At 60.0% G+C, this 25,305-nt stretch carries 26 protein-coding genes; 15 read left to right on the top strand and 11 right to left on the bottom strand.

The features are described from left to right. The first annotated feature begins 70 nt into the window (after nt 1-70). From flgB to flgE, 4 genes are read left to right on the top strand one after another with little or no spacing between them, the layout of a single operon-like run. Entirely contained in the window at nt 71-478 is a 408-nt protein-coding gene (gene flgB / locus AC3ITY_RS25675; protein WP_007988729.1) for a flagellar basal body rod protein FlgB, read from the top strand. Between the two features lie 3 nt (nt 479-481). Next, nucleotides 482-925 (top strand): flagellar basal body rod protein FlgC, encoded by a 444-nt coding sequence (flgC, locus tag AC3ITY_RS25670; protein ID WP_123432836.1) that lies wholly within the window; start codon nt 482-484, stop codon nt 923-925. Nucleotides 926-940: 15 nt separating this feature from the next. Continuing rightward, the gene (gene flgD / locus AC3ITY_RS25665; RefSeq protein WP_489305757.1) at nt 941-1,663 is read left to right on the top strand and encodes a flagellar hook assembly protein FlgD; all 723 of its coding nucleotides are present in this window, start codon (nt 941-943) and stop codon (nt 1,661-1,663) included. Between the two features lie 31 nt (nt 1,664-1,694). After that, nucleotides 1,695-3,026: a flagellar hook protein FlgE gene (gene flgE, locus AC3ITY_RS25660; RefSeq protein ID WP_150726105.1), complete on the top strand. Its 1,332-nt coding sequence runs from the start codon at nt 1,695-1,697 to the stop codon at nt 3,024-3,026. A 250-nt stretch (nt 3,027-3,276) separates the two neighbouring features. Here flgE and AC3ITY_RS25655 read toward each other — a convergent pair whose 3' ends face one another. Next, complete coding sequence (locus AC3ITY_RS25655) at nt 3,277-6,171, bottom strand: ribonucleoside-diphosphate reductase subunit alpha (RefSeq protein WP_489305755.1); 2,895 nt, start codon at nt 6,169-6,171, stop codon at nt 3,277-3,279. A 739-nt stretch (nt 6,172-6,910) separates the two neighbouring features. On the opposite strand from AC3ITY_RS25655, the gene AC3ITY_RS25650 reads away from it, so the two are divergent. Continuing rightward, nucleotides 6,911-7,633 (top strand): response regulator, encoded by a 723-nt coding sequence (locus tag AC3ITY_RS25650; protein ID WP_007980115.1) that lies wholly within the window; start codon nt 6,911-6,913, stop codon nt 7,631-7,633. Continuing rightward, nucleotides 7,630-9,240: an ATP-binding protein gene (locus tag AC3ITY_RS25645; protein WP_489305753.1), complete on the top strand. Its 1,611-nt coding sequence runs from the start codon at nt 7,630-7,632 to the stop codon at nt 9,238-9,240. The genes AC3ITY_RS25650 and AC3ITY_RS25645 overlap by 4 nt, the downstream gene beginning before the upstream one ends. 112 nt (nt 9,241-9,352) lie before the next feature. Here the strand turns inward: AC3ITY_RS25645 and AC3ITY_RS25640 are convergent, their stop codons facing one another. Together AC3ITY_RS25640 and AC3ITY_RS25635 are read right to left on the bottom strand one after the other, a co-directional pair. Next, nucleotides 9,353-10,078 carry a 4'-phosphopantetheinyl transferase family protein gene (locus AC3ITY_RS25640; RefSeq protein ID WP_489305751.1) on the bottom strand — a complete coding sequence of 242 codons (726 nt, stop codon included), beginning with the start codon at nt 10,076-10,078 and terminating at the stop codon, nt 9,353-9,355. A gap of 216 nt (nt 10,079-10,294) precedes the next feature. Continuing rightward, a complete protein-coding gene (locus tag AC3ITY_RS25635) occupies nt 10,295-11,086 on the bottom strand; it encodes a dienelactone hydrolase family protein (protein WP_489305749.1) in 792 nt (263 codons plus the stop codon). A 146-nt stretch (nt 11,087-11,232) separates the two neighbouring features. Between AC3ITY_RS25635 and AC3ITY_RS25630 the strand changes: the two genes are divergently transcribed. From AC3ITY_RS25630 to AC3ITY_RS25615, 4 genes are all read left to right on the top strand, one after another. Further along, nucleotides 11,233-11,835 (top strand): porin family protein, encoded by a 603-nt coding sequence (locus AC3ITY_RS25630; RefSeq protein ID WP_223456094.1) that lies wholly within the window; start codon nt 11,233-11,235, stop codon nt 11,833-11,835. 189 nt (nt 11,836-12,024) lie between these two features. Next, nucleotides 12,025-12,702, top strand: coding sequence for a response regulator (locus AC3ITY_RS25625; protein ID WP_489305747.1), 678 nt, complete (start codon nt 12,025-12,027; stop codon nt 12,700-12,702). After that, a complete protein-coding gene (locus tag AC3ITY_RS25620) occupies nt 12,699-14,045 on the top strand; it encodes an ATP-binding protein (protein WP_489305745.1) in 1,347 nt (448 codons plus the stop codon). Before AC3ITY_RS25625 ends, AC3ITY_RS25620 begins: the two co-directional genes overlap by 4 nt. A gap of 197 nt (nt 14,046-14,242) precedes the next feature. After that, on the top strand, nt 14,243-14,998 hold the full coding sequence (locus tag AC3ITY_RS25615) for a polysaccharide deacetylase family protein (RefSeq protein WP_489305743.1): 756 nt from the start codon (nt 14,243-14,245) through the stop codon (nt 14,996-14,998). A gap of 82 nt (nt 14,999-15,080) precedes the next feature. On the opposite strand, the gene AC3ITY_RS25610 is transcribed toward AC3ITY_RS25615, so the two are convergent. Next, nucleotides 15,081-16,079 (bottom strand): AraC family transcriptional regulator, encoded by a 999-nt coding sequence (locus AC3ITY_RS25610; RefSeq protein ID WP_223456098.1) that lies wholly within the window; start codon nt 16,077-16,079, stop codon nt 15,081-15,083. Nucleotides 16,080-16,417: 338 nt separating this feature from the next. On the opposite strand from AC3ITY_RS25610, the gene AC3ITY_RS25605 reads away from it, so the two are divergent. Continuing rightward, complete coding sequence (locus tag AC3ITY_RS25605; protein WP_489305741.1) at nt 16,418-17,752, top strand: dicarboxylate/amino acid:cation symporter; 1,335 nt, start codon at nt 16,418-16,420, stop codon at nt 17,750-17,752. Between the two features lie 144 nt (nt 17,753-17,896). Next, nucleotides 17,897-19,078 carry a CaiB/BaiF CoA transferase family protein gene (locus tag AC3ITY_RS25600; RefSeq protein WP_489305740.1) on the top strand — a complete coding sequence of 394 codons (1,182 nt, stop codon included), beginning with the start codon at nt 17,897-17,899 and terminating at the stop codon, nt 19,076-19,078. 51 nt (nt 19,079-19,129) lie between these two features. Here AC3ITY_RS25600 and AC3ITY_RS25595 read toward each other — a convergent pair whose 3' ends face one another. Together AC3ITY_RS25595 and AC3ITY_RS25590 are read right to left on the bottom strand one after the other, a co-directional pair. Continuing rightward, entirely contained in the window at nt 19,130-19,624 is a 495-nt protein-coding gene (locus AC3ITY_RS25595) for a SprT family zinc-dependent metalloprotease (RefSeq protein ID WP_046043022.1), read from the bottom strand. Nucleotides 19,625-19,781: 157 nt separating this feature from the next. Further along, nucleotides 19,782-20,384 carry a Yip1 family protein gene (locus AC3ITY_RS25590; protein ID WP_489305738.1) on the bottom strand — a complete coding sequence of 201 codons (603 nt, stop codon included), beginning with the start codon at nt 20,382-20,384 and terminating at the stop codon, nt 19,782-19,784. 281 nt (nt 20,385-20,665) lie between these two features. Between AC3ITY_RS25590 and ttcA the strand changes: the two genes are divergently transcribed. Beyond that, nucleotides 20,666-21,490 carry a tRNA 2-thiocytidine(32) synthetase TtcA gene (gene ttcA, locus AC3ITY_RS25585; protein WP_007988752.1) on the top strand — a complete coding sequence of 275 codons (825 nt, stop codon included), beginning with the start codon at nt 20,666-20,668 and terminating at the stop codon, nt 21,488-21,490. 193 nt (nt 21,491-21,683) lie between these two features. After that, the gene (locus AC3ITY_RS25580) at nt 21,684-22,358 is read left to right on the top strand and encodes a DNA-3-methyladenine glycosylase I (protein ID WP_489305736.1); all 675 of its coding nucleotides are present in this window, start codon (nt 21,684-21,686) and stop codon (nt 22,356-22,358) included. A 44-nt stretch (nt 22,359-22,402) separates the two neighbouring features. Here AC3ITY_RS25580 and AC3ITY_RS25575 read toward each other — a convergent pair whose 3' ends face one another. From AC3ITY_RS25575 to arsC, 3 genes are read right to left on the bottom strand one after another with little or no spacing between them, the layout of a single operon-like run. After that, entirely contained in the window at nt 22,403-22,828 is a 426-nt protein-coding gene (locus AC3ITY_RS25575) for a DUF2069 domain-containing protein (RefSeq protein ID WP_056728024.1), read from the bottom strand. A 1-nt stretch (nt 22,829) separates the two neighbouring features. After that, nucleotides 22,830-23,426 carry an NAD(P)H:quinone oxidoreductase gene (gene wrbA, locus AC3ITY_RS25570; RefSeq protein ID WP_095942677.1) on the bottom strand — a complete coding sequence of 199 codons (597 nt, stop codon included), beginning with the start codon at nt 23,424-23,426 and terminating at the stop codon, nt 22,830-22,832. Beyond that, nucleotides 23,423-23,776, bottom strand: a complete 354-nt coding sequence (arsC, locus tag AC3ITY_RS25565) for an arsenate reductase (glutaredoxin) (RefSeq protein WP_085724786.1) — start codon at nt 23,774-23,776, stop codon at nt 23,423-23,425. The genes wrbA and arsC overlap by 4 nt, the downstream gene beginning before the upstream one ends. 114 nt (nt 23,777-23,890) lie before the next feature. Between arsC and AC3ITY_RS25560 the strand changes: the two genes are divergently transcribed. After that, complete coding sequence (locus tag AC3ITY_RS25560; protein ID WP_150726121.1) at nt 23,891-24,358, top strand: TlpA disulfide reductase family protein; 468 nt, start codon at nt 23,891-23,893, stop codon at nt 24,356-24,358. 90 nt (nt 24,359-24,448) lie between these two features. On the opposite strand, the gene AC3ITY_RS25555 is transcribed toward AC3ITY_RS25560, so the two are convergent. Together AC3ITY_RS25555 and AC3ITY_RS25550 are read right to left on the bottom strand one after the other, a co-directional pair. Next, nucleotides 24,449-24,853, bottom strand: coding sequence for an META domain-containing protein (locus tag AC3ITY_RS25555; RefSeq protein WP_223456104.1), 405 nt, complete (start codon nt 24,851-24,853; stop codon nt 24,449-24,451). Beyond that, nucleotides 24,853-25,287 (bottom strand): hypothetical protein, encoded by a 435-nt coding sequence (locus AC3ITY_RS25550; RefSeq protein WP_489305732.1) that lies wholly within the window; start codon nt 25,285-25,287, stop codon nt 24,853-24,855. Before AC3ITY_RS25550 ends, AC3ITY_RS25555 begins: the two co-directional genes overlap by 1 nt. Nucleotides 25,288-25,305: the final 18 nt, after the last annotated feature.

The following is a 25,305-nucleotide window of genomic DNA, read 5'->3' as shown; positions in this document are numbered from 1 at the left end:
TTTTTTGAATTGGCATGGGGCTTGCTAAGTTGATCCTACGAAAAATCAGGTCACCCGAAGGTTTCCCGACATGAGCATCAGCTTCGATAAAGCGCTCGGTATCCACGAACAAGCCCTGGGCTTCCGCGCCCAGCGTGCCGAAGTCCTGGCCAACAACATCGCCAACGCCGATACCCCGAACTACAAGGCTCGGGACCTGGACTTCTCGAAAGTGCTCGCCGAGCAGAACGAGAAAACCAAAAACGGCACCTTCGCCTTGAACATGACCAACAGCCGTCACATCGAAGCTGAAGGCCTGGGCAATGGCGACGAGTCGTTGCTGTATCGCACCCCGATGCAACCGTCGATCGACCAGAACACCGTGGACGCCCAGCTGGAACAGTCGAACTACGCGGAAAACGCGATTGGCTTCCAGGCCAGCTTCACCCTGCTCAACAGTAAATTCAAAGGGCTGGTGTCAGCCCTGCGTGGAGAGTAAGCCATGTCTCTGTCCAGTGTTTTCAACATTGCCGGTAGCGGCATGAGTGCGCAGACCACGCGCTTGAACACCGTCGCTTCGAACATCGCCAACGCCGAGACGGTCTCGTCGAGCATCGACCAGACCTACCGTGCGCGTCACCCGGTATTCGCCACCATGTTCCAGGGCGGGCAGAACGGCGGCAGCGATTCGCTGTTCCAGAGCCAGGACGCCGCCGGTCAGGGCGTTCAGGTGCTGGGTGTGGTCGAAGACCAGAGCAATCTTGAAGCGCGCTACGAGCCGAACCATCCGGCGGCCGATGCCAAGGGTTACGTCTACTACCCGAACGTCAACGTGGTGGAGGAAATGGCCGACATGATTTCCGCGAGCCGTTCGTTCCAGACCAACGCCGAAATGATGAACACCGCCAAAACCATGATGCAGAAGGTCCTGACCCTTGGTCAGTGATAAGGGGCGACTCAGATGAGTGTTACCGATTCCACCAGTGGTTTGAGCCTCAACGACATCCTGGCCAACTCTTCGATCAAGACCAGCACCACGACTGACGGCCTCGCGTCCGCAACCGGCAGCGCCACGGGCAACCAGGCGCTGGGCAAGGATGCGTTCCTGCAATTGCTGGTGACCCAGCTGAAAAACCAGAACCCGCTGGAGCCCCAGGACAACGGCGCGTTCGTGGCCCAGTTGGCGCAGTTCAGCAGCCTGGAAGGCATCACCACGCTCAACAGCACTGTGAGCGGCCTGGCGAGCAACTACAACTCGTCCCAGGCCTTGCAGGCGTCGTCGCTGGTGGGGCGTTCGGTCATCGCGCCGGGCGACAAGGCCGTGGTCGATACCACCAAGAGCCTCAGCGGCACGGTGGTCGTTCCGTCTTCGGTGGCGTCCGCCACCCTGAAGATCACCGACGCCGACGGCAAGACCGTGCGCACCATCGACCTCGGTTCGCAGAAGGCCGGCAACGCCAGTTTCATCTGGGACGGCAAGAACGATGCGGGTGAGACGGTACCTGCGGGCACCTACACCTTCGGCGCCACGAGCACGATCGATGGCCAGTCCGTCGCGTTGATCACCAACCTGCCCGCCACCGTCAACAGCGTGACGATCAGCCAGACCGGCGGTGAGTTGATGCTCAATCTGGCCGGGCTGGGCAGCGTTGCCCTGTCCAAAGTACAAACCATTGGTATGTAGAGCCGACTAACACGGCACAAAGGAGTGGATGATGTCTTTCAATATCGGCCTTAGCGGTCTCTATGCAGCCAATAAACAACTGGACGTGACCGGCAACAACATCGCCAACGTCGCGACCACCGGTTTCAAATCGTCCCGCGCAGAATTCGAAGACGTGTACTCGGCGACCCGCCTGGGCACCGGCAGCAAGACCGTCGGCAACGGCGTGCGCCTGGCCAACGTTTCCCAGCAGTTCGGCCAGGGTGACGTGAGCAACACCGGCAACGTGCTCGACATGGGTATCCAGGGCAACGGTTTTTTTGTCCTGAGCAACAACGGTTCGCTGACCTACACCCGTGCCGGTACGTTCAAGACCGACAAGGAAGGCTATGTCACCAACAGCGACGGTACGGCCCGCCTGCAAGGTTACGGTGTGGATGCCAACGGCAAGATCGTCAATGGCGTGCTGACCGACCTGCGGATCGACACCTCCAACCTGGCACCGAAATCCACCAGCACCGTGTCGTCGACGATCAACCTGAACTCCACCTCGGCGGTGATCGACCAGACAGTAGCGGCGAACAAGTTCGACCCGTCCAAGACCGAGACCTTTACCAAGTCGTTCAGTACCCCGATCTTCGATACTCAGGGTAACCAGCACACCATGGATCAATACATGGTCAAGACTGGAGCGAACACGTGGGACACCTACACGCTGATCGATGGCCGTAATCCGGATGGCAGTGATCCTACCGTTACCGCGCCGGTTGCTTCGACCATGTCGTTCGATTCCACCGGTAAACTGACTTCGGTCAGCACACCCGTGACGCCGCCAACCACGCCACCGACTTCAGTAATCAGCAGTGACCTGAAAATTACCAACTGGACACCGGGCAGTGTCACCAATGGCGTCTGGACAGCCAACGGTGCCGCAGCCGATCCAGCAGGTTTGACCATCGCCATGGCCAACACCACCCAGTTCAACGCCGACACCGCGCGTTCGATTCCGGCGCAGAACGGTTACGCCACGGGCCAGATCACCAACCTGACCATCGACGGTAGCGGTGTGCTGCTGGCCAACTTCAGCAACAACCAGACCAAGCCCATCGGCCAGATTTCCCTTGCCAGCTTCACCAACGAGCAAGGCCTGCAGCCGGTAGGCGGCACCAGCTGGAAAGAAACCTACGCGTCGGGCATCCCGGGCTACGATGCGCCGGAGACCGGCACCCTGGGTTCGATCGTTTCCAACTCCCTGGAAGAGTCCAACGTCAACCTGACTAACGAGCTGGTCGACCTGATCAAGGCGCAGAGCAATTACCAGGCGAACGCCAAGACCATCTCCACCCAGAGCACCATCATGCAGACCATCATTCAGATGACTTGATGCTGGATAGTGCTGCACAAAAAGCCCCTCGAGAGAGGGGCTTTTTTGTGCTCGCCGAAACCTGTAGGTGTAGGAGCGAGCTTGCTCGCGATGGTCGTCAACGATAACGCGTGTTGTCTGGAAATACGCGGCGCCCTCAAGACTATCGCGAGCAAGCTCGCTCCTACAGACAGGCAAAAGAAAACCCCCGACCCGCCAGAGGCTGATCGGGGGTTTCGAGTAAGCGCCTTGCAGCGCTTACCGGCTCAGCTTATTGGCAAGCTTCGCAATCCGGCTCGTCGATGGCGCAAGCCTTCGGCACTGGAGCAGGACCGGCAGGCGCTGCCAGGACCGAGTCGTCACCGTGGTTGCCGCCGCTGGAAACAGCGTTCAGCTTGCCGGTGTTGATGGTCGACTTCTCGGTGCTGGTCGCAGCCAGGGCACGGAGGTAGTAAGTGGTTTTCAGGCCACGGTACCAGGCCATGCGGTAGGTCACGTCCAGCTTCTTGCCCGAAGCGCCGGCGATGTACAGGTTCAGCGACTGAGCCTGGTCGATCCACTTCTGACGACGGCTTGCCGCGTCGACGATCCACTTGGTGTCGACTTCGAACGCGGTCGCGTAGAGCTCTTTGAGTTCTTGCGGGATGCGCTCGATCTGCTGCACAGAACCGTCGTAGTACTTCAGATCGTTGATCATGACCGAGTCCCACAGGCCGCGAGCCTTCAGGTCGCGAACCAGGTACGGGTTGATCACGGTGAACTCGCCCGACAGGTTCGATTTCACATACAGGTTCTGGTAGGTCGGTTCGATCGACTGCGAGACGCCGGTGATGTTGGCGATGGTCGCGGTCGGTGCGATGGCCATGATGTTCGAGTTACGGATGCCTTTCTGTACACGGGCGCGAACCGGTGCCCAGTCCAGGGATTCGTTCAGGTCGACATCGATGTACTTCTGGCCACGGGACTCGATCAGGATCTGTTGCGAATCCAGCGGCAGGATGCCTTTGGACCACAGCGAACCCTGGAAGGTCTCGTAGGCGCCGCGCTCGTCGGCCAGGTCGCAGGAAGCCTGGATCGCGTAGTAGCTGACCGCTTCCATCGACTTGTCGGCGAACTCGACGGCAGCGTCGGAACCGTAAGGGATGTGCTGCAGGTACAGCGAGTCCTGGAAGCCCATGATGCCCAGGCCGACCGGACGGTGCTTGAAGTTGGAGTTCTTCGCTTGCGGCACCGAGTAGTAGTTGATGTCGATCACGTTATCGAGCATGCGCACGGCGGTGTTCACGGTGCGTTGCAGCTTGGCGGTGTCCAGCTTGCCGTCGACGATGTGGTTCGGCAGGTTGATCGAGCCCAGGTTGCAAACGGCGATCTCGTCCTTGTTGGTGTTCAAGGTGATCTCGGTGCACAGGTTCGAGCTGTGGACCACGCCCACGTGCTGCTGCGGGCTGCGCAGGTTGCACGGGTCCTTGAAGGTCAGCCATGGGTGGCCGGTTTCGAACAGCATGGACAGCATTTTGCGCCACAGGTCTTTGGCCTGGATGGTCTTGAACAGCTTGACCTTGCCTGGGTACTCGGTCAGGGCTTCGTAGTACTCGTAACGCTCTTCGAAGGCCTTGCCGGTCAGGTCGTGCAGGTCCGGTACTTCGGACGGCGAGAACAGGGTCCACTTGCCGTCGTCGAAGACGCGCTTCATGAACAGGTCAGGGATCCAGTTGGCAGTGTTCATGTCGTGGGTACGACGACGGTCATCACCGGTGTTCTTACGGAGTTCGATGAACTCTTCGATGTCCATGTGCCAGGTTTCCAGGTAGGCACACACAGCGCCTTTGCGCTTGCCACCCTGGTTAACCGCTACGGCGGTGTCGTTGACGACTTTCAGGAACGGCACGACGCCCTGGGACTTGCCGTTGGTGCCCTTGATGTACGAACCCAGCGCACGCACCGGGGTCCAGTCGTTGCCCAGGCCGCCAGCGAATTTCGACAGCATGGCGTTGTCGTGGATCGCGTGGTAGATGCCCGACAGGTCATCCGGAACGGTGGTCAGGTAGCAGCTCGACAGCTGTGGACGCAGGGTACCGGCGTTGAACAGGGTCGGGGTCGAAGCCATGTAGTCGAAGGACGACAGCAGGTTGTAGAACTCGATCGCGCGGTCTTCTTTTTGCTTCTCTTCGATCGCCAGGCCCATGGCCACACGCATGAAGAAGATCTGCGGCAGTTCGAAACGCACGCCATCCTTGTGGATGAAGTAACGGTCGTACAGGGTCTGCAGGCCCAGGTAGGTGAATTGCTGGTCGCGCTCGTGGTTGATCGCCTTGCCCAGTTTTTCCAGGTCGAAGGTGGCCAGCACAGGGTTCAGCAGTTCGAACTCGATACCTTTGGCGATGTAGGCCGGCAGTGCCTTGGCGTACAGGTCGGCCATTTCGTGGTGAGTGGCGCTCTCGGCCACACCGAGGAAGCCCAGGCCTTCGCCGCGCAGGGTGTCCATCAGCAGGCGCGCGGTCACGAACGAGTAGTTCGGCTCGCGTTCAACCAGGGTACGGGCGGTCATCACCAGGGCGGTGTTGACGTCGTTCAGGGCCACGCCGTCGTACAGGTTCTTCAGGGTTTCGCGCTGGATCAGGTCGCCGTCGACTTCTTCCAGGCCTTCGCACGCTTCGGTGACGATGGTGTTCAGGCGGCCCATGTCCAGCGGCGCCAGGCTGCCGTCGGCACGGGTGATGCGGATCGACGGATGAGCGTTGACCGCTTCCTCGGCCGGTGCGTGGGCAGCGCGTTCTTTCGAACGACCGTCACGGTAGATCACGTAGTCGCGAGCCACTTTCTGCTCGCCGGCACGCATCAGGGCCAGTTCGACCTGGTCCTGGATTTCTTCGATGTGGATGGTGCCGCCTGATGGCATGCGACGCTTGAAGGTCGCGGTGACCTGTTCGGTCAGGCGGGCAACGGTATCGTGGATTCGCGACGAGGCAGCAGCGGTGCCGCCTTCAACTGCGAGGAACGCTTTGGTGATGGCGACGGTGATTTTGTCATCGGTGTAGGGAACGACAGTGCCGTTACGCTTGATCACGCGCAGTTGGCCAGGCGCGGTGGCGGACAGATCCGAATTCGAATCAGTGGCCTGCGGCAAGGTGCCCTGCGGGTTCTCGCGAGTTGTGTCGGTTTGCATGGGGGAGTGTCTCCACATTCTCTATGTTTGTTTGGGCACCATCACGGTGCCCACCGTTCCGTCCTGAAGCACTACAACCGGCGAGCGCCGGGCATAACAACTTCGGGACAGTAGGAAGGGGGCTATAGGGCGCCGCTTCCATGCCGAAGTCTTTGGTCTCACGCCTTGGGCCTGAAACCTTGGTCCTTTGCAGGTGACAGTTGGGACTGCAACACCCGTACCGTTTTCACCACTCGGGGCCGAAATACAGTAGCCATCCGCATGCGCGGTTTGGTCTTTCGAAAATACGTATGGTTCAACCGGACAGAGGCAATAAAAGCGCTTGAAATTGGTGTCTGGTTTGTGTTTGGTTTTTTTGCGCAAAACCCTACATCTAGGGTTTTTTTAGCGCCGGGCTACAAGATAATGCGTTTTGGGGGGCGATTGCAACGTACTGCCTGTGGATAAACCTGTGCGTAAATTGTGTGTGAAAGAGGGAACCGGCGTGTAGGCCGCGACCTTGCTGGACCGGACCTTTTTTCAGCGATTTTCAACGATCGAAAACGGCCGGGCGGATTTTTAAGGGCGCGAACCCTATCACAAAAATCCCTGTAGTCCGAACGCATTTACCCGCTTGTGTTCTCGACGGGCGGCGTTTATACAATCGGCCCAGCGTGTATACATTTTTATCCCCCCGAATCATTACAAAAAGACGGGCGGATCCTTCCTTATGAGTGTTTTTGGCAAGCAGAGGTCACCCGTGGAGCAAGAAGCCTGGCAGGTATTGATTGTGGAGGACGACCAGCGACTGGCCGAACTGACCCGCGATTACCTGGAAGCCAATGGCCTGCGTGTATCGATCGAAGGGGATGGTGCGCTCGCGGCGAATCGCATCATCAAGGAACAACCGGACCTGGTGATCCTCGACCTGATGCTCCCCGGTGAAGATGGCCTGAGCATTTGCCGCAAGGTCCGCGCCCGTTATGACGGCCCGATCCTGATGCTCACCGCCCGCACCGATGACACTGACCAGATTCTCGGCCTGGACCTGGGGGCTGACGACTACGTCTGCAAGCCGGTACGCCCGCGCCTGCTGCTGGCGCGTATCCAGGCACTGCTGCGTCGTAGCGAAACGCCCGAGGTCGCCCCGGAAAAACAGCGACGTCTACAGTTTGGCCCGCTGATCGTCGACAACGCCTTGCGCGAAGCCTGGTTGCAGGGCAACGGCATCGAGCTGACCAGCGCCGAATTCGACCTGCTCTGGCTATTGGTGGCCAATGCCGGGCGTATCCTCTCCCGGGAGGAGATCTTCACCGCGCTGCGGGGCATCGGCTATGACGGTCAGGATCGCTCCATCGATGTGCGCATCTCGCGCATCCGCCCGAAGATCGGCGATGACCCGGAGCATCCACGGCTGATCAAGACCGTGCGCAGCAAGGGCTATCTGTTCGTTCCCGAGGCTTGCGTAGACCAGACCCTGTGAACTCGATCTTCCTGCGTATCTATGGCGGCATGTGCGCCGCGCTGATTCTGGTGGCGGTACTCGGTGTGCTGGCGTTGCACCTGCTCAATGAGGTGCGCAGCGAGCAATACCGCGAGCGCCTGGCCCACGGCACGTTCTCGCTGATGGCTGACAACCTGCAACCGATGAACCAGACCGAGCGCCACCGGGCCTTGCTGGTGTGGGAGCGGCTGCTGGGTATTCCGCTGGCGCTGAAAACTTTTGTCGAGACTGACCTCGACCTGACCCAGCGCACCCGTGTATTGCGCGGTCAGGCATTGGTGGAACAGACCGGGCCGCACGCGGCGAAGGTGTACAAGCTGGTCAGCGACAAGGAGCAGTTGATGCTCACCGGGGAAGTGCAGCAGATCAGCGAGCAACTGGCCCGGGCGACCATCTACCTGTTGACCGATGAACTGGTGCGCACCCCGGTAGCCGACCAGCCCTTGCGCCTGGCGCAATTGAAGGAAAGCAAGGGCTTCGGCTTCGACCTGCGCCTGGTCACGGTTGACGAGGCGGACATGGACGAAGACCAGAGCCGCCGGGTATCCGAGGGCGACACCGTGATGGCGCTGGGCAAGGGGGGCGATTCGATCCGGGTATTTGCCGGCATGGTGGGCACGCCGTGGGTCCTGGAAATCGGCCCGCTGTATCAGATGAATCCTTATCCGCCGGAATGGCTGGTGCTGATCGCCGCGCTGGGCCTGACGCTGATCGGTTTGATCGTCTATCTGCTGGTGCGTCAGCTCGAGCGACGCTTGCGTGGCCTCGAAGCCGCCGCCACGCGCATTGCCAAGGGCAGCCTGGAAACCCGCGTGCCGGCGCGCGGCGCGGACTCGGTGGGGCGGCTGGCCTCGGCGTTCAACGGTATGGCTGAACACTTGCAGCAGTTGCTGGCGATCCAGCGCGAATTGGTGCGCGCGGTGTCTCACGAATTGCGCACGCCGGTGGCACGCCTGCGCTTTGGCCTGGAGATGATCGGTTCGGCCACCACGCCGCAAGCCCTGGAAAAATACTGCCAAGGCATGGACCACGACATCGAGGACCTCGACCGGCTGGTGGACGAGATGCTGACCTACGCGCGGTTGGAGCAGGGCTCGCCGGCGCTGAACTTTCAGCGGATCGATCTGGATGCCTTGGTCGATCAGGTGATTGAAGAGCTGGCGCCGTTGCGTGCCGATGTCACGGTGCAACGGGGCTTGTGTCTGTCGGCTGCCGATAACGACGACGCCTGGGTCGAGGCCGAGCCGCGCTACCTGCACCGGGCGATCCAGAACCTGGTGAGCAATGCCATGCGCCATGCGCAATCACGTGTGACCATCAGCTATCAGGTGGGGCAGCAGCGATGCCGGGTGGATATCGAGGATGACGGGCCGGGGGTGCCGGAGTCAGCGTGGGAGAAGATCTTTACGCCGTTCCTGCGTCTCGACGACAGCCGTACCCGCGCGTCTGGAGGCCATGGGTTAGGCCTGTCCATTGTGCGACGCATCATCCATTGGCATGACGGGCGGGCGTTGATCGGCAAGAGCAAGAGCCTGGGCGGGGCGTGCTTCAGCCTGAGCTGGCCGCGCAATCAGGAGAAGCGTTGAGCTCTCGTGTTGTCTGATATGGCCCCATCGCGAGCAGGGATTTGTGGGGTGGCATAGATCCAGTGTGGGAGCGAGCCTGCTCGCGATGGCGGCCTGACAGGCGCCAAAGACTTCAGGCCTTGATGCTGACCAGACTCAACAACTGCCCATCCTTGACCCCAAACTGCGCATCCAGCTCGGTACCATTGCGCCATTCGCTGGACAAATCAGTAAGCAATCGCAACCGCACCTCACCCGACTCACTCCATTCCAGCACTTCGGCATGTTCGAAATAAAAGCGTTGCTGAACGATCGGATAGAGCGCCTTGAACAGGCTTTCCTTGACCGAGAAAGTCAGGGTGACCAGCAACGCCCGTTGATCGTGATCACTGGCCGCCATGCGCTGTAGCTCCAGCGGATTGAGGATTTCCCCGGCCAGGCGTTCGGCCCGTTCGGCATTGAGCAGGTTTTCCAGGTCCATGCCCAGGCCGCGCCAATGGCTTTTGTTCGCCACGATCGCCGCGGCCCGGCCAGTGCTGTGGGTGATTGAGCCTGCGATATGAGCAGGCCAGACCGGTGCCCGATCTTCACCGATGGCCGGAATGAAGCTCAAGCCTTCCAGTCGCTGTAGCGCGGCCCGGGCACACACCCGCCCGGCGAGAAACTCCGCCTGCCGTTTGGCGACAGAGCGCTGAATGCTCGCCGGCGCTTCGACAGCGCTGCGCTGAAAGTCATCGCTGGCCAGTCGGGCGCTATCGAAGTGAGTACTCAGCAGGACCGTATCGGGCAGCACAAACGGCAGCGGCCAATGGTCATTGAGGGGCGTGCAGCAGACGGGCAGGGCGGGGGTTGAATTCATATAAGGCATTTTGCCGGGTTGGCTTGGGACTGGGTAGTGGCAGATGGCTTTTGTGGCGAGGGAGCTTGCTCCCGCTGGGCTGCGAAGCGGCCCCAAAGCCTGAAAAAGAATTTCATCTGACATTACGTGTTTGCCGTTTTTTGCGACTGCTGCGCAGTCGGACGGGAGCAAGCTCCCTCGCCACAGGGAGCTGTGCTTTTCCTCAATAGTTGAGTTTCAGCTGAAGATCTTCTTGAAAAACGCCTGCATGTCCGCCCAGGATTTTTCATCCGCGGCCTTGTTGTAGCCAATGTCCGGTCCGCCATGGTCGCCATGGCCCAGTCGATCGGCATCCGGGTTGGTGAAGCCGTGCCTGGCGCCGTCGAGGCTGACGAATTTGTAGTCGGCGCCGGCCTTGTCCATCTCACTCTTGAAAGCCGTGATGTTTTCCGGGGTGACGATGCTGTCCAGCGCCCCGTGTTCCACAAGGATCTTCGCCTTGACGCTGCCTGGCGTCGCCGGCGTATTGGTCGCCAGTGCTCCGTGGAAACTCACCACACCTGCCAATGGCACACCCTGTCTTGCGGCATTGAGCACCACGGCGCCGCCAAAGCAGTAGCCGATGGCGGCGATTTTATGCGGGTCGGTCTGTGGTTGTTTTTTCAGCAGGTCGAGCCCGGCCTGAAACCTCGCGCTCGACACGGCACTGTCTTTCGCCACGGCTTGCATGAAGGCCATGGCGTCCTTGGGGTGCTCGGTATTTTTGCCATCGCCATACATGTCAATGGCCAGGGCGCTGTAGCCCAGGCTGGCGAGATCCCGGGCGCGACGCTTGGCGTAGTCGTTCAGGCCCCAGAACTCATGCACCACCAGGACCCCGGGACGCGGGCCTTTGATGGCATCGTCATAAGCGTAATAGCCGATCATTTTCGTGCCATCGGCACTTTGGTAGGGGATTTCCCGGGTCTGGATGGCGGCCTGGCTGAGCCCGCTCAAGGCCAGCAGGAGGACGGCGAGGAACATGCGCATGGTCGGAACTCCTGTTGAAGCGTGTCGAATTATTCGGGACGGGCCGGTTCAGCCCTGGTTCAGAGTGTGTTCAGGGGGAGTTCAGGGCGCGGTGCGTAACCTTGCCTCGTACCCAAAAAACAAACGGCACATGAGGAAACTCCCCAATGACTGGATTCAAAAAACTGCTTCTGGCATTCGCGGTTCTGGGCGCAAGCACCGCGGCTTTCGCGTCCGACGACAACTTCGCCAGCCTTACTCTTGGACAGACCAGCGACAAGGTCAAAAAATCCCACGCCTTGAACGATAACCTCAATCACCCGAACGCCGATGGCGTGATCGGCAAGGACACCACCTGGGGTGTTCGTCTGGGCCAGCAAAACACCAAGGGCCGCTACTACGCCACTTACGACAATGTGTCGGGCTCGCACAACGGCATTAAACTGCGTCAGGAAAACCTCCTGGGCAGCTACGATCTGTTTTACCCGGTGGGCGGCAGCACCAGGCTGTTTGGTGGCGCCACGGCCGGCCTGACCAAAATGACTCAGGAGTCGCCAGGCTTCAGCCGCGACAGCGATATCGGCTACGCCATCGGTGGCCAGGTGGGGGTGCTGCAACAGGTTTCGCAGAACACCTCGGTTGAACTGGGTTACCGTTACCTGCGCAGCAACGCCAGCACCGAGATGAGTGAGCGCGGCGGCAGCAAGCAGGGGTCACTGGACCTGACCAGCAGCGCCCAGACTTACCTGTCCGCCAACTACGCTTTTTGACAAGGGCATGCGCCAACGCGAAGCCTGTAGGAGCGAGCTTGCTCGCGAAAGCGGTGTGTCAGGCAACATCAATGTTGACTGTGCCGCCGTCTTCGCGAGCAAGCTCGCTCCTACAGTGACCGTTGCCATGTTAGCTATTGAGGTGCGACGTTGTGCCTCTGGAGATGTTGATTTGCCCGGGAGAGCGTTATGAAACTGCTGGTCGTCGAAGATGAAGCACTGCTGCGTCATCACCTGCAAACCCGCCTGACGGAGAGCGGCCACGTGGTCGAGTCCGTGGCCAACGCCGAGGAGGCGCTGTACCAGGCCGCACAGTTCAACTTTGACCTGGCGGTGATCGACCTCGGTCTGCCGGGCATGAGCGGGCTCGACCTGATCCGCCAGTTGCGCTCAAGTGGCAAAACCTTCCCGATCCTGATCCTCACCGCGCGCGGCAACTGGCAGGACAAGGTCGAAGGCCTGGCCGCCGGCGCCGACGATTACGTGGTCAAGCCATTCCAGTTCGAAGAGCTGGAGGCCCGCCTGAATGCCTTGCTGCGCCGCTCCAGTGGTTTCACCCAGTCGACCATCGTTGCCGGTCCCTTGCTGCTGGACCTGAACCGCAAGCAGGCATCCCTCGACGAACAGCCGCTGGCACTGACCGCGTATGAGTACCGCATTCTCGAATACCTGATGCGTCACCATCAGCAAGTGGTACCCAAGGATCGCTTGATGGAACAGCTCTACCCGGATGACGACGAGCGTGATCCGAATGTGATCGAGGTGCTGGTCGGCCGTCTGCGCCGCAAACTGGAGGGGCCGGGCGGGTTCAAGCCGATCGACACCGTGCGCGGCCTGGGCTACCTGTTCAATGAGCGTTGCACTTGATCCGTTCGCTGCGCATTCGCTTGATGCTCGCCGCCACGCTGTTGGCGGTGTTGTTCATGCTGGCGTTGCTGCCGGCGATGCAGGGTGCCTTCAGCCTGGCGCTGCAGGACTCCATCGAGCAGCGTCTGGCATCCGACGTGACCACGCTGATCTCTGCCGCCCGGGTGGAGAACAACAGCCTGCAGATGCCGGCGCAACTGCCCGACGAACGCTTCAACCTCACCGATAGCCGATTGCTCGGCTACATCTATGACCGTGAAGGGCATCTGGTCTGGCGTTCGAAGGCGACCCAGGAAGAACGTATCAATTACAAGCCGCGCTACGACGGACGTGGCAACGAGTTTGCGCGGATCCGCGAAGCCAATGGCCAGGAGTTCTTCGTCTACGACGTCGAGGTCAAGTTGCTCGGCGGCAAAAGTGCAGCCTTCAGCATCGTGGCGCTGCAACCGGTTCGCGAGTACGAGCTGACCCTCGAAGGTCTGCGGGAAAATCTCTATCTGGGTTTTGGCGCGGCACTGCTGGTGCTGCTGGCGTTGCTATGGATCGGTCTGACCTGGGGCTTGCAGGCATTGCGGCGCTTGAGCCAGGAACTGGACCAGATCGAAGGTGGCACCCGCGAAAGCCTCAGTGAGGAACATCCCCGGGAATTGCTGCGCCTGACCGGTTCCCTCAACCGATTGCTGCACAGTGAGCGTGAGCAGCGCAGTCGCTACCGTGATTCCCTCGACGACCTGGCCCATAGTCTGAAAACGCCACTGGCGGTGTTGCAAGGCGTTAGTGAGGACATGGCCCTGCGTCCGGAGGATCGCGATCAGGCCTGGGTGCTGCAAACCCAGATCGAACGCATGAGCCAACAGATCAGCTACCAACTGCAGCGCGCCAGCCTGCGCAAAAGCGGATTGGTACGTCATCAGGTGCACTTGCGGCCGGTGCTGAAAAGCCTGTGCGACACGCTGGACAAGGTCTATCGCGACAAGCACGTGCACGTCGCGTTCGATTTGCCCGACCCGTGCTACGTACCGATCGAGCAGGGCGCTCTGTTGGAGATGATGGGCAACTTGCTGGAAAACGCCTATCGCCTGTGCCTGGGCGAAATACGCATCAGTGTGCGTGAAACCCTCAGCGGCACCGAGTTGTGTGTCGAGGACGACGGCCCCGGCGTACCACAGGATCAGCGCTCACGGATTCTCGAGCGCGGAGAGCGCCTGGACCGCCAGCATCCGGGGCAGGGCATTGGCCTGGCGGTGGTCAAGGACATCATCGAGAGCTACAGCGCCAAGCTGACCTTGGGCGATTCACCGATGGGCGGGGCGGCGTTCCGGATTCATTTTCCGGCGGTTTGAACGGGTCCCTGAAATTGTTTTTTCCCGCCGCTATAGGCATCAAGCGTTAAACGACCGGCAACAATGTTTTGTTGGCGTTCAGCCGTTTGGTGGCAGGTAATAAGCCTCGCCTTAAAGACGACATGCACACGCAGATCCTGTGTCGGTGCATGAGTGGATATGGGGTGAAGCGTTACAAGCCACCAAAGGAGATAAAAATGGAAAGGAAGAAAGTTTGGCTGACGTTTGACGATGGTCCTCGGCAAGCCCAGACCGAAACCGTGCTCGAAACACTGGAGCTGTTTGATATCAAGGCAACGTTTTTTATTGTTGGCAATCTGGTTGCCAGGCATGGCGAGCGTATCAAGCGCATCCTGGGCGAAGGGCACCGGATCGGCAATCACACTTACGATCATCTGAGACTGGTCGGCCAGGACAAGGACACCATCATCGACCAAATCAAAATGACGGAGCAGGCACTGGCTCCCTACCAGCAGCCGGACCTGATCATGAGGCCGCCTTATGGCGCTCACGATGCGCTGGTCGATCGCACTGTCGCCGAGTTGGGGTACCGGCAGGTTCTCTGGAGCGTGGATACCCTGGACTGGAACAGCAACTACCAACCGGGGGGCTGGGTATCCCATGGTGTTGAGCAAATAAGGAACAGAAAGAACTCCATTGTGCTGATGCATGACATACACGCGACCACGGCCAATAATCTTGGCCGGTTCATCGGACAAATAAAACTGCTGGGCGATGTGGATTTCGAATCACCGGCCACACTGGCGATTCCGCCGGTCAGCCAGTTGAACATGTATGTGGTTGTCAGGGGCGATACATTGTCCAAAATTGCCAGAGAGTTTTATGGTGATGCTGCCAAGTACCCACTGATCTTTAATGCGAACAGGTCGGTGCTGGATCATCCAGATAAAATTTACCCTGGCTTGTCACTGATCATCCCGCCTTTAGAGTAAGCGTTCGCAAAATCTGGACGGGGTATTTCCGGGTGTGTTCGCAAGGATGCCAGTGATCACTGCGCAACGCGGGTGCTGAAACTCAGCTCTCCTGCGCCCGATAAGCCCCCGGCGTCAGCCCCGTCCACTTCTTGAACGCCCGGTGAAACGCCGACGGCTCGGAAAACCCCAGTTGCTCGGCGATCTGTTGTAATGACAGGTCAGCGCGGCTCAGGTGATAAATCGCGATGTCCCGGCGCAATTGGTCCTTCAATTCCTGAAAGCTCGAGCCCTCTTCCCGCAAATGCCGGCGCAAGGTCTGCGGGCTGATGTGCAGGTGGGCGGCCACGGCTTCCAGGTCGGGCCAGCGTGAACTGTCACGACTGAGCAAGCGCCGCAGGCGGCTGCTCAAACTGTCGCCATCATCCGGGCGCGAGAGCAGGTCGGCGGGGGAGCGCTCGAGGAAATGCTTGAGGGTGCGTTCATCCTGCAACAGCGGCATGGCCAGGTAGCGGCTGTGAAACAGCAGACTGCTCTGGGGGCTGGAAAACTCGAGCGGACAGGAAAACAGCAGGTCGTACTCGGCGCCGTGTTCGGGCCGCGGGTAGCTGAACGTGGCCTGTTCCAGGCGAATGCGCTGGCCGATCAGCCAGCTACCGAAACGGTGCCAGATCACCAGCAGGCTTTCGCTGAGGAAATGATCGGGGTCCCAAAGCTGCGAGTCGTCCAGGCTCAGGCGAACCCATTCATCTTCGCGGCTCAGGGTCAAACGCGGAGCCCCGGAGAATAGGCTATAAAACAATAAGCCGCGATTGAGTGCCTTATCCAGGTTGCGGCAGTGAATCACGGCATGGCACATCATCGCGAAGCTGCCCGGCCTGCTTGGGGCTTGCCCGAACCCCAGGTACTCGTCATCCAGTGCCAGCCATAACGCCTGGATCAGTTGGGTGAATTGCTCCGGAGCGATGCGTGCCCGGGGCTCGTCCAGCAACTCGGGGCTGATTCCCAGTTGCTGTAGCAGGCCCGAATACTCGTAGCCGTGCCGACGCGCACCACCGAGGGCGGCGCGGGCGAAATGACTGGCGATGGTGCGTTCGCGCATGGCAGTAGATCCGACCGTTGATCGACGGATGGTAGCTGCGCACTGCGGGCATGAACAGGGCGGATATCCGCCAAATAGCAGGACGACTTCTAGTGTAAGGGCGGAAATCCGCCACATGCTTGTAACCGTTCGATGACAGGGAATTCGCTGCAACCCCGGATATCAAAAGGCTTGCAGGGATTTTGCGGAAGGTGGCACGGGCCTTGCGATACAACGAGCAGATGCCTGCCGTTGCGCAGCTCGAAAAAACAAATCCCTCCAGTGCAGGAGGGTTCGCAATTGCGGTGTTGCGGGCAACAGATGGATGTTGTCACCGGGCACCCTTGAGGAACTTTGCAATGACGACTCGTCAGCCACTGTACAAATCCCTGTATTTCCAGGTGATCGTTGCAATTGTCATCGGTATTTTGCTCGGTCACTTCTATCCGCAGCTCGGTGTGGCGGTAAAGCCGCTGGGTGACGGGTTCATCAAACTGATCAAAATGATCATCGCCCCGATCATCTTCTGCACCGTCGTCAGCGGTATCGCCGGCATGCAGGACATGAAAGCGGTCGGCAAGACTGGCGGTTACGCACTCCTTTACTTTGAAATCGTTTCGACCATCGCTTTGCTGGTGGGTCTGGTCGTGGTCAACGTCGTGCAGCCAGGCGCTGGCATGCACATCGACGTAAGCACCCTGGATGCCTCCAAAGTCGCTACCTACGTAGCGGCTGGCGCAGATCAAAGTGTCATCGGCTTCCTCCTCAACGTGATCCCGGCCACCATCGTTGGCGCATTCGCCACGGGCGACATCCTGCAAGTGCTGATGTTCTCGGTGATCTTCGGTTTCGCCCTGCATCGCCTGGGTGCCTACGGCAAGCCGCTGCTGGACTTCATCGATCGCTTCGCCCATGTGATGTTCAACATCATCAACATGATCATGAAGCTCGCGCCGATCGGTGCCTTCGGTGCCATGGCCTTCACCATCGGTGCCTACGGTGTTGGCTCGCTGGTGCAACTGGGTCAACTGATGGCCTGCTTCTACATCACTTGCCTACTGTTCATCCTGGTCGTGCTGGGCTCCATCGCCCGCCTGCACGGCTTCAGCGTGCTAAAGATGATCCGCTACATCCGTGAAGAACTGCTGATCGTGCTGGGTACTTCTTCTTCGGAATCGGTGCTGCCACGCATGCTGGTCAAGATGGAGCGTCTGGGCGCGCAGAAATCTGTCGTGGGTCTGGTGATCCCGACCGGCTACTCGTTCAACCTCGACGGTACCGCCATCTACCTGACCATGGCCGCGGTGTTCATTGCCCAGGCAACCGACACCCACATGGACATTACCCACCAAATCACCCTGCTGGTGGTGTTGCTGCTGTCCTCCAAAGGCGCTGCCGGCGTGACCGGTTCGGGCTTCATCGTTTTGGCTGCCACCCTGTCCGCTGTAGGCCACCTGCCGGTTGCCGGCCTGGCGCTGATCCTCGGTATCGACCGCTTCATGTCCGAAGCCCGTGCCCTGACCAACCTGGTCGGTAACGCCGTAGCCACCATCGTTGTGGCCAAGTGGGTCAAGGAACTGGACACCGACGTGCTGCAAGCCGAGCTGGCCTCGGGCGGTCGCGGCATTGCCGACGAGCCTAAAGACGATGTTTTGGGCCACGTCGAAGAGGTAGCCCCGGCTAACGCCAAGTAAGCCTTGTCCTGATGAAAAACCCGCTTCGGCGGGTTTTTTCATGCCCGGCGTTTGAGCGCAACGGTCACTGTACATGGCGCATAAGGTGATTGCCGCAATGCCAGTGGCTGCCTAGTCTGGGTGCATCGTTAAGGGAGAACGCTCATGCTCGGTCCACTGGCATCACTCAAGGTTCTGGATTTCTCGACACTGCTGCCGGGGCCGTTCGCCTCGTTGCTGCTGGCGGACATGGGCGCCGAAGTGCTGCGCATCGAATCACCGACCCGCATGGACCTGCTGCGGGTGTTGCCGCCCCACGATCAAGGTGTGTCAGCCAGCCATGCCTACCTCAATCGCAACAAGCGCAGCCTCGCCCTGGACCTCAAGCAGTCTGAGGCGCTGGAGGTGATCAGGTCGTTGCTGCGGGACTACGACATAGTGCTCGAGCAGTTCCGCCCGGGTGTCATGGAGCGTCTGGGCCTGGGTTACGAAGCCCTGAAGGCGATCAATCCCAAATTGATTTATGTGTCGATCAGCGGCTACGGCCAGACGGGCCCCTACAAGGACCGCGCCGGCCATGACATCAACTACCTGGCCCTGTCCGGGCTGGCGAGTTACACCGGCCGAACCGACAGTGGGCCGCTACCATTGGGCATGCAGGTGGCGGATGTCGCCGGTGGCTCGCTGCACGGGGTGATTGGCTTGCTGGCGGCGGTCATTGCCCGGCAGCAAACCGGTCAGGGCCAGCACCTGGATGTCAGCATGACCGACTGCGCGTTCAGCCTGAATGCGATGGCGGGTGCCGGGTATCTGGCCTGTGGCGTCGAGCCGGGTCCGGAAAACCAGCTGCTCAACGGCGGCAGCTTCTATGACTATTACCGCTCACGGGATGGGCGCTGGCTGTCGGTAGGCAGCCTGGAACCGGCGTTCATGAAGCAGTTGTGCACGGCGTTGGGGCTGGAAGAACTGGCCGGCCTCGGCCTCTCACCGCAACCGGCGCATCAGAAACAGCTTAAAGACGCGCTGAAGGTCGAATTCGAAAAGCATGACTTTGCCGAGTTGCGCGTGCTGTTCGCCGAACTGGATGCGTGTGTCGAGCCGGTGTTGAGCCTGGGAGAAGCGCTGCGTCATCCGCAGTTGCAGGCGCGGGAGTTGGTCACCGAAGTGCCCCGTGGCGATGGCTCGACCCAGGCGCAGATGGCGTGCCCGCTGAAGTTTTCGCAAGGTTTGCCTGAGCCTCGGCATATTGGCGTGGCGCTGGGGCAGCATACGGATCAGGTGTTGGGGGAGTTAGGGTTCAGTGCGCAGAGGATTGAGGAATTGCGGCGGGCCAAGGTGATTCTCTAGTGCCTGTCAGGCCGCCATCGCGAGCAGGCGTCACAAACACCGAAAATCCAACTACTCGACCCGCATCTCCCCACTGAACACCAAGGTATTGCGACACCGCCGGCACAAATACCGCCGACCCTGCCGAACCAGGCTGTGGCGCTGCGCCGAGAACGGGAAGTCGCTGTCGGCGCACGGGCACTTGTAGATATAGCGGGTCACGCTGCGGCGTTTGACGTCATAGGTGTGGCAGCGGTTGGGCGGCAGTTCGTACACGCCGCGCATGATCAATTGCCACTCCTCGCCATGGGGCTGGATGCGGTCGCCGAACAGCTGGTGGGCGATCAGGTGCGCGACTTCATGGGCCACGGTCTGCTTGAGGAAATCTTCAGTGTTTTCCCGGTACAGCTGCGGGTTGAAGCGCAGCAGGTTCTCGTGCAAATGCGCGACACCGGCTTTTTGCCCGCGCAGCTTGAGGCTCACCACGGGGCGCTTGAAAGGTCGTTTGAAAAAGGATTCGGCTAGTTGGAAACAGTCTTCGACGCGGGTATTGAGTTGCTCGGGCATGCTTGATGGATCTCCAGAGCGCTCGAGTATGCCGCAACCCTCGGACCTTGCGAATCGCCAAGTTGCCGAATGGTCGTGTGCGTTCTCGTTGCTGAAGAATGAAAAGGCCGCCTTGCGGCGGCCTTTGTCGGCAGTTCTGATTATCAGTGATGCGCGGCTAACTGGTGTAGACCGGGCCCACGCCGAGTCCCCAGACAATTACAGTGAACGCCATGATGGCGACCAGCACCACCAGGCCTACGGCGAGCACCGAACTTGAAAACAGGAAGCCCTCGTCAGATGGAATGTTCATGAATGTCGGCAAGCCCACATACAGCAAATACACCGTGTAGCAGATGGCGGCGGTGCCGATGATCATCCCCAGCCACAAGTGCGGATACAAGGCGGCGAGGCCGCCGATGAACAGCGGTGTAGCGGTGTAGGTTGCAAACGCAATGCAGCGGGCGAGGCTTGGGTTGGCGTCATAGGTGCGGGCCATCCAGTGAATGAATGCGCCCATTACCGCAACACCACCGAGCATCGCCAGGTACGACATGATCGTCATCCATATCGCGCTTTCTACGGTCAGCATCACGGGAGCCCGATTGCCGATGACCCAGCCGACCTGTGTGGTACCAATAAAGGCAGACACGGCGGGGATCGCCGCCAGGATCAGCGTATGGGTCAGGTACATGTGGCTGATGCTTTCCTCCTGGTCGCCACGGATTTCTTTCCATTCTTGGTCAGGGTGGGTGAAGAGCCCCACTACGTGATGGATCATGCCAGTCACTCCTCTTGTTTTACCGTCGCCCCCCAGTGGAGCGCCTACGGGCCAATGCGGCCAAGTAAGTCATAGGTCTGAAATCGTATGTGACCTTATGTCGCAGTATAGGGAGGAGTTTCCCCAGAGGGAGTAGGGGGTTTAGAGCAAATCGCGCTGTAAACCCGGTTGTTAATCGCCGCCGGGTCTGTAGGTGAACTGGAGATGTTGCCCCCTCGCCACAAGTGCAAAGAATTTGCGTAAAATGCCGGCCTTTCGTCACACCTCACGGATTTCGCGTCATGGGCACTCTTACGGTCAACCAGAATAAACTGCAAAAGCGCCTTCGCCGACAGGCCGGTGAGGCGGTTGCCGATTTCAACATGATTGAAGACGGCGACAAGGTCATGGTCTGCCTGTCCGGTGGCAAGGACAGTTACACCATGCTCGATGTGCTGATGCACTTGCAGAAGGTCGCGCCGATCAAGTTCGAGATCGTGGCCGTGAACATGGACCAGAAACAGCCGGGCTTCCCGGAGCACGTATTGCCGGCCTACCTGAAAGAACTGGGTATCGAGTACCACATCGTCGAAAAAGACACTTACTCGGTGGTCAAGGAACTGATTCCGGAAGGCAAGACCACGTGTTCGCTGTGCTCGCGCCTGCGTCGCGGCACGCTCTACACCTTCGCCGACGAAATCGGCGCGACCAAGATGGCCCTCGGTCACCACCGCGACGACATCGTCGAGACGTTCTTCCTGAACATGTTCTTCAACGGTTCGCTCAAGGCCATGCCACCGAAGCTGCGCGCCGACGATGGGCGTAACGTGGTGATCCGCCCGCTGGCCTACTGCAACGAAAAAGACATCCAGGCCTACTCGGACCTCAAGCAATTCCCGATCATCCCGTGCAACCTCTGCGGTTCCCAGGAGAACCTGCAGCGTCAGGTGGTCAAGGAAATGCTGCTGGACTGGGAGCGCAAAACCCCGGGTCGTACCGAGAGCATTTTCCGCAGCCTGCAGAACGTGATCCCGTCGCAACTGGCGGACCGCAACCTGTTCGACTTCACTAGCCTCAAGATCGACGAAAGCGCGGCTTCGCGCTTCGTCAATGTGGTCAACCTCTAGTCAAAAACTGTAGGAGTGAGCCTGTGGCGAGGGGGCTTGCCCCCGTTTGAGTGCGTAGCACTCACAAAATCTTTGGCTCATCAGAGATTTGGGGCCGCTTCGCAGCCCAACGGGGCGGTGCGGCGTTCCGACAAGCCCACTCGCCACAGGCCGCTCCCACATTTGGTTTTTGTTTCATTCCTCAGGAGAGGGCATGCGCGATTACAAGTGGCTGAACGAATACTGCTTGAACCGCTTCGGTTCGGCGGCTGAACTGGAAGCCCATCTGCCCGTTCCCAAGACCCCGGCGCAACTGCGCAAGATCAGCGACGATCGCTACCTCTCGATGATGGCACTGCGTGTATTTCGCGCCGGGCTCAAGCACAGCCTGGTAGATGCCAAGTGGCCGGCTTTCGAAGAAGTGTTTTTCAAGTTCGACCCGGAAAAAGTCGTGCTGATGAGCGCCGAGCATCTGGAACGGCTGATGCAGGACACGCGGATCATCCGTCACCTGGGCAAGCTCAAGAGCGTGCCGCGCAATGCGCAGTTCATACTGGACGTGGCCCATGAAAAGGGCAGCTTCGGTGCGCTGATCGCCGATTGGCCGGTGACCGATATCGTCGGGCTCTGGACCTTCCTGAAAAAACGCGGACATCAGTTGGGCGGGCTGTCAGCCCCGCGCTTCTTGCGGATGATCGGCAAGGACACCTTTGTACCGAGCTATGACGTGGTGGCGGCGCTGAATGCGCAGGACATCATCGACAAGGTGCCGAGCAGTCTGCGCGACCTGGCTTTGATGCAGGACGTGTTCAACCAGTGGCATGAAGAAAGTGGTGGGCGGCCGATGAGCCAGATTTCGATGATGCTGGCTTACACCGTCAATCATTGAGACCGAGTCGCGCCCATCGCGGGCAAGCCCGCGATGGCTGTCTATCAGGCGACGGAGGGTTCGCCCTCGCCAGCCAGCTTGCGGTTCAGCTGATACCGCCACCGCACATACAACAGCGCCGAGCAGAACACCGCCAGGCTCGCACCCATCTCCAGCAAACCGAAGATTTGCCGGTTCGGGTCATAGGCCGCCAATGCGCCCTTGATGAAATACAGGTTCACCACAAAGCACATCCACGAATGCCCGCGAGGGCTGCCGATGATCATCCCCGGCGCCAGAATCAGCAGTGGCACCAGTTCGATCAACAGGATCACCCAAGGGCGTGCCCCATGCAGGTCGGCAATCGCCAGGTAGTAAACACACAGCAATCCCACCAGGCCGAAAAAGCACAATAGGCTGATGGCGCGCATCGCCTTCACGCGTGGTTCGAGCCATTCGAGGGCGGGTAGAATCTTCGGCTTCTTGGCCACCTCAGCTCTCCAGTTTTTGTGCGGTCTTGGCCAGGCGCATACCCAGCGCGCGGCACAGCGCCACTTCATGGGCATCCAGACCGCTTTTGCCGTCGGCACCAGCGTGGTGGCTGGCGCCGTAAGGCGTGCCGCCGCCCTGGGTTTCCAGCAGCGCCGATTCGCTGTACGGCAGGCCGGTGATCAGCATGCCGTGGTGCAGCAACGGCAGCATCATCGACAGCAGCGTGGTTTCCTGGCCGCCGTGCAGGCTCGCGGTGGAGGTGAACACACCCGCCGGTTTGCCCACCAGGGCGCCGGTCAGCCACAGGTTGCTGGTGCCGTCGAGAAAGTACTTGAGCGGCGCCGCCATGTTGCCGAAGCGGGTCGGGCTGCCGAGCGCCAGGCCGGCGCAGTTCTTCAGGTCGTCGAGGCTGGCATACAGCGCGCCTTCGTCGGGAATCTCCGGCGAAACGGCTTCGCACTCGCTGGAAATCGCCGGCACCGTGCGCAGGCGCGCTTCAAGCCCGGCCTGTTCGACGCCACGGGCGATCTGCCGGGCCATTTCGTTGGTCGAGCCGCTGCGGCTGTAGTACAGAACCAGAATGTACGGTGCACTCATGGCAACAGTTCCAGGATCTGTTCCGGTGGGCGGCCGATGATGGCCTTGTCGCCGACTTCGAGAATCGGTCGCTCCATCAGTTTCGGGTGGGCGGCGATGGCGGCGATCAATTGCGCTTCGCTCAGGCTGTTGTCAGCCAGGTCGAGGGTCTTGTACTCGTCCTCGCCGGTGCGCAGCAATTGCCGGGCGCTGATCCCGAGTTTGCCCAGCAGGCTCTGAATCTGCGCGGCGTCCAGCGGGGTTTCCAGGTAGCGGACCACGGTCGGCGTCAGGCCACGGGCTTCAAGCAGTTCGAGCGCACCGCGGGATTTCGAGCAGCGCGGGTTGTGATAAAGCGTCAGATCGGTCATGAGCGGGTCGCATCTTGCGTAAGGTGGCGGCTATTCTAACTGTGCAGCGCGCAATCCAGAACCGTGAGAGGCGATGGGTCGCAGGCGCAATCAATTTTTGACAAGGAACACGACATGACAAGGCGACTGGCAGCAGCATTGACGATCATCGGAGCGTTGATGCTGGGGGGCTGCGGTAATGACTATGGCATCGACCAGGACGGTCATAAAATCGCCTCTGACCGCCTGGACGGCAAATGGCTGGTGCTTAACTACTGGGCAGAATGGTGCGGGCCTTGCCGTACCGAGATCCCGGAATTGAACACCCTGGCAGAGCAACTCAAGGACAAGAAAATCGGTGTGTTCGGGGTCAACTTCGACAATGTCCAGGGGCAAGAGCTGAAGGGCGCGAGCGAGAAATTGGGGATCAGGTTCACCGTGCTGGCCCAGGACCCTTCCGAACTGTTCGAGTTGCCGCGCAGCGAGGCGTTGCCGGTGACGTACATCATCGATAACAAGGGCAAGGTACGTGAGCAGTTGATGGGTGAACAGACGGCGGCGGGGGTGATGGCGAAGCTTGAGGCGTTGCAGGCGAAAAACTGATCAGATGATCGATTTCACTGTAGCCAGGGGCTTTTTGTGGTGAGGGGGCTTGCCCCCTCGCCACAGGTTTCTCGGGATACCCAGTAAGGATCAACCCTCCTCAAGCCACCAACGCAGCGGCTTGCCTTCGGCTGGCCAGAAGCGCATCTGCTCGATCGGGGAGACGTCCCAGCGCTGGACGTTTTCCAGGGCCTGGAGGAAGCGTTTTTCCTGTTCCATCAGCGCAGGCGCGCACAGTTTGCGGGTGCTGCCGATTTTGCCAAAAGTCAGTTTGTCGCCATCGAGGGTGTAAGGCGCGAACCAGTGGTTGCATCCGCCATTGCCGTAGGCCCGGCCGTCTTCGCCGAGGGTGATGGTCAGGTGGCTGTAGTCCATCAACGGCCGCTCGCCGATCCACTCCAGAATGTAGCTGCGGTTCTGTTGCAGTTGCACCGGCTCGGAGGCGCAACCCAGCAGGCTGGCGCCGACCATAGTGGTCAGAGCGAGGCGTTTCATCACGCAGGCTCCTGGCATTTCGGGCACAGGTGTTTCTCGCCAGCGGTGGTCCAGCCCAGCTCGGCAATCCGCGCGGTGGCGGCAGGTTTTTCGGCCTTGTTGCCCAGCTTGGCATCGAAGGCGAACTCGAAGCTCAGCGCTTTGGCGCAGCTGTCACAGTTCACTTGCCAGGTGTGGATGGCCAGTTCGCCGAACACCGGGCCACTGGCCACCGCGACCCATTGGCCGGGCGGGTTGATCAGGTGGCGAACCGTTTCGACGGTCAGGCGCATGGACAAGTCCTTGGCACCCTTGAGGGTCACGACCAGCACGTCGTTGTTGCGAATCGAGCCACCGTTGCCGGTGACTTGATAGCGCCCCGGCACCAGGGCGCGGCATTCAGTGAGGGTGTGTTGCGGGTTCATCAGGCTGTAGCGGAAATCGTGTTCGACCATGGGTCCTCCAAATATGCG

The sequence above is a fragment of the Pseudomonas sp. GL_091 genome (assembly GCF_057837725.1).
Note: the sequence above shows the minus strand (reverse complement) of the source record. Positions and strands in the feature narration are given on the sequence as shown.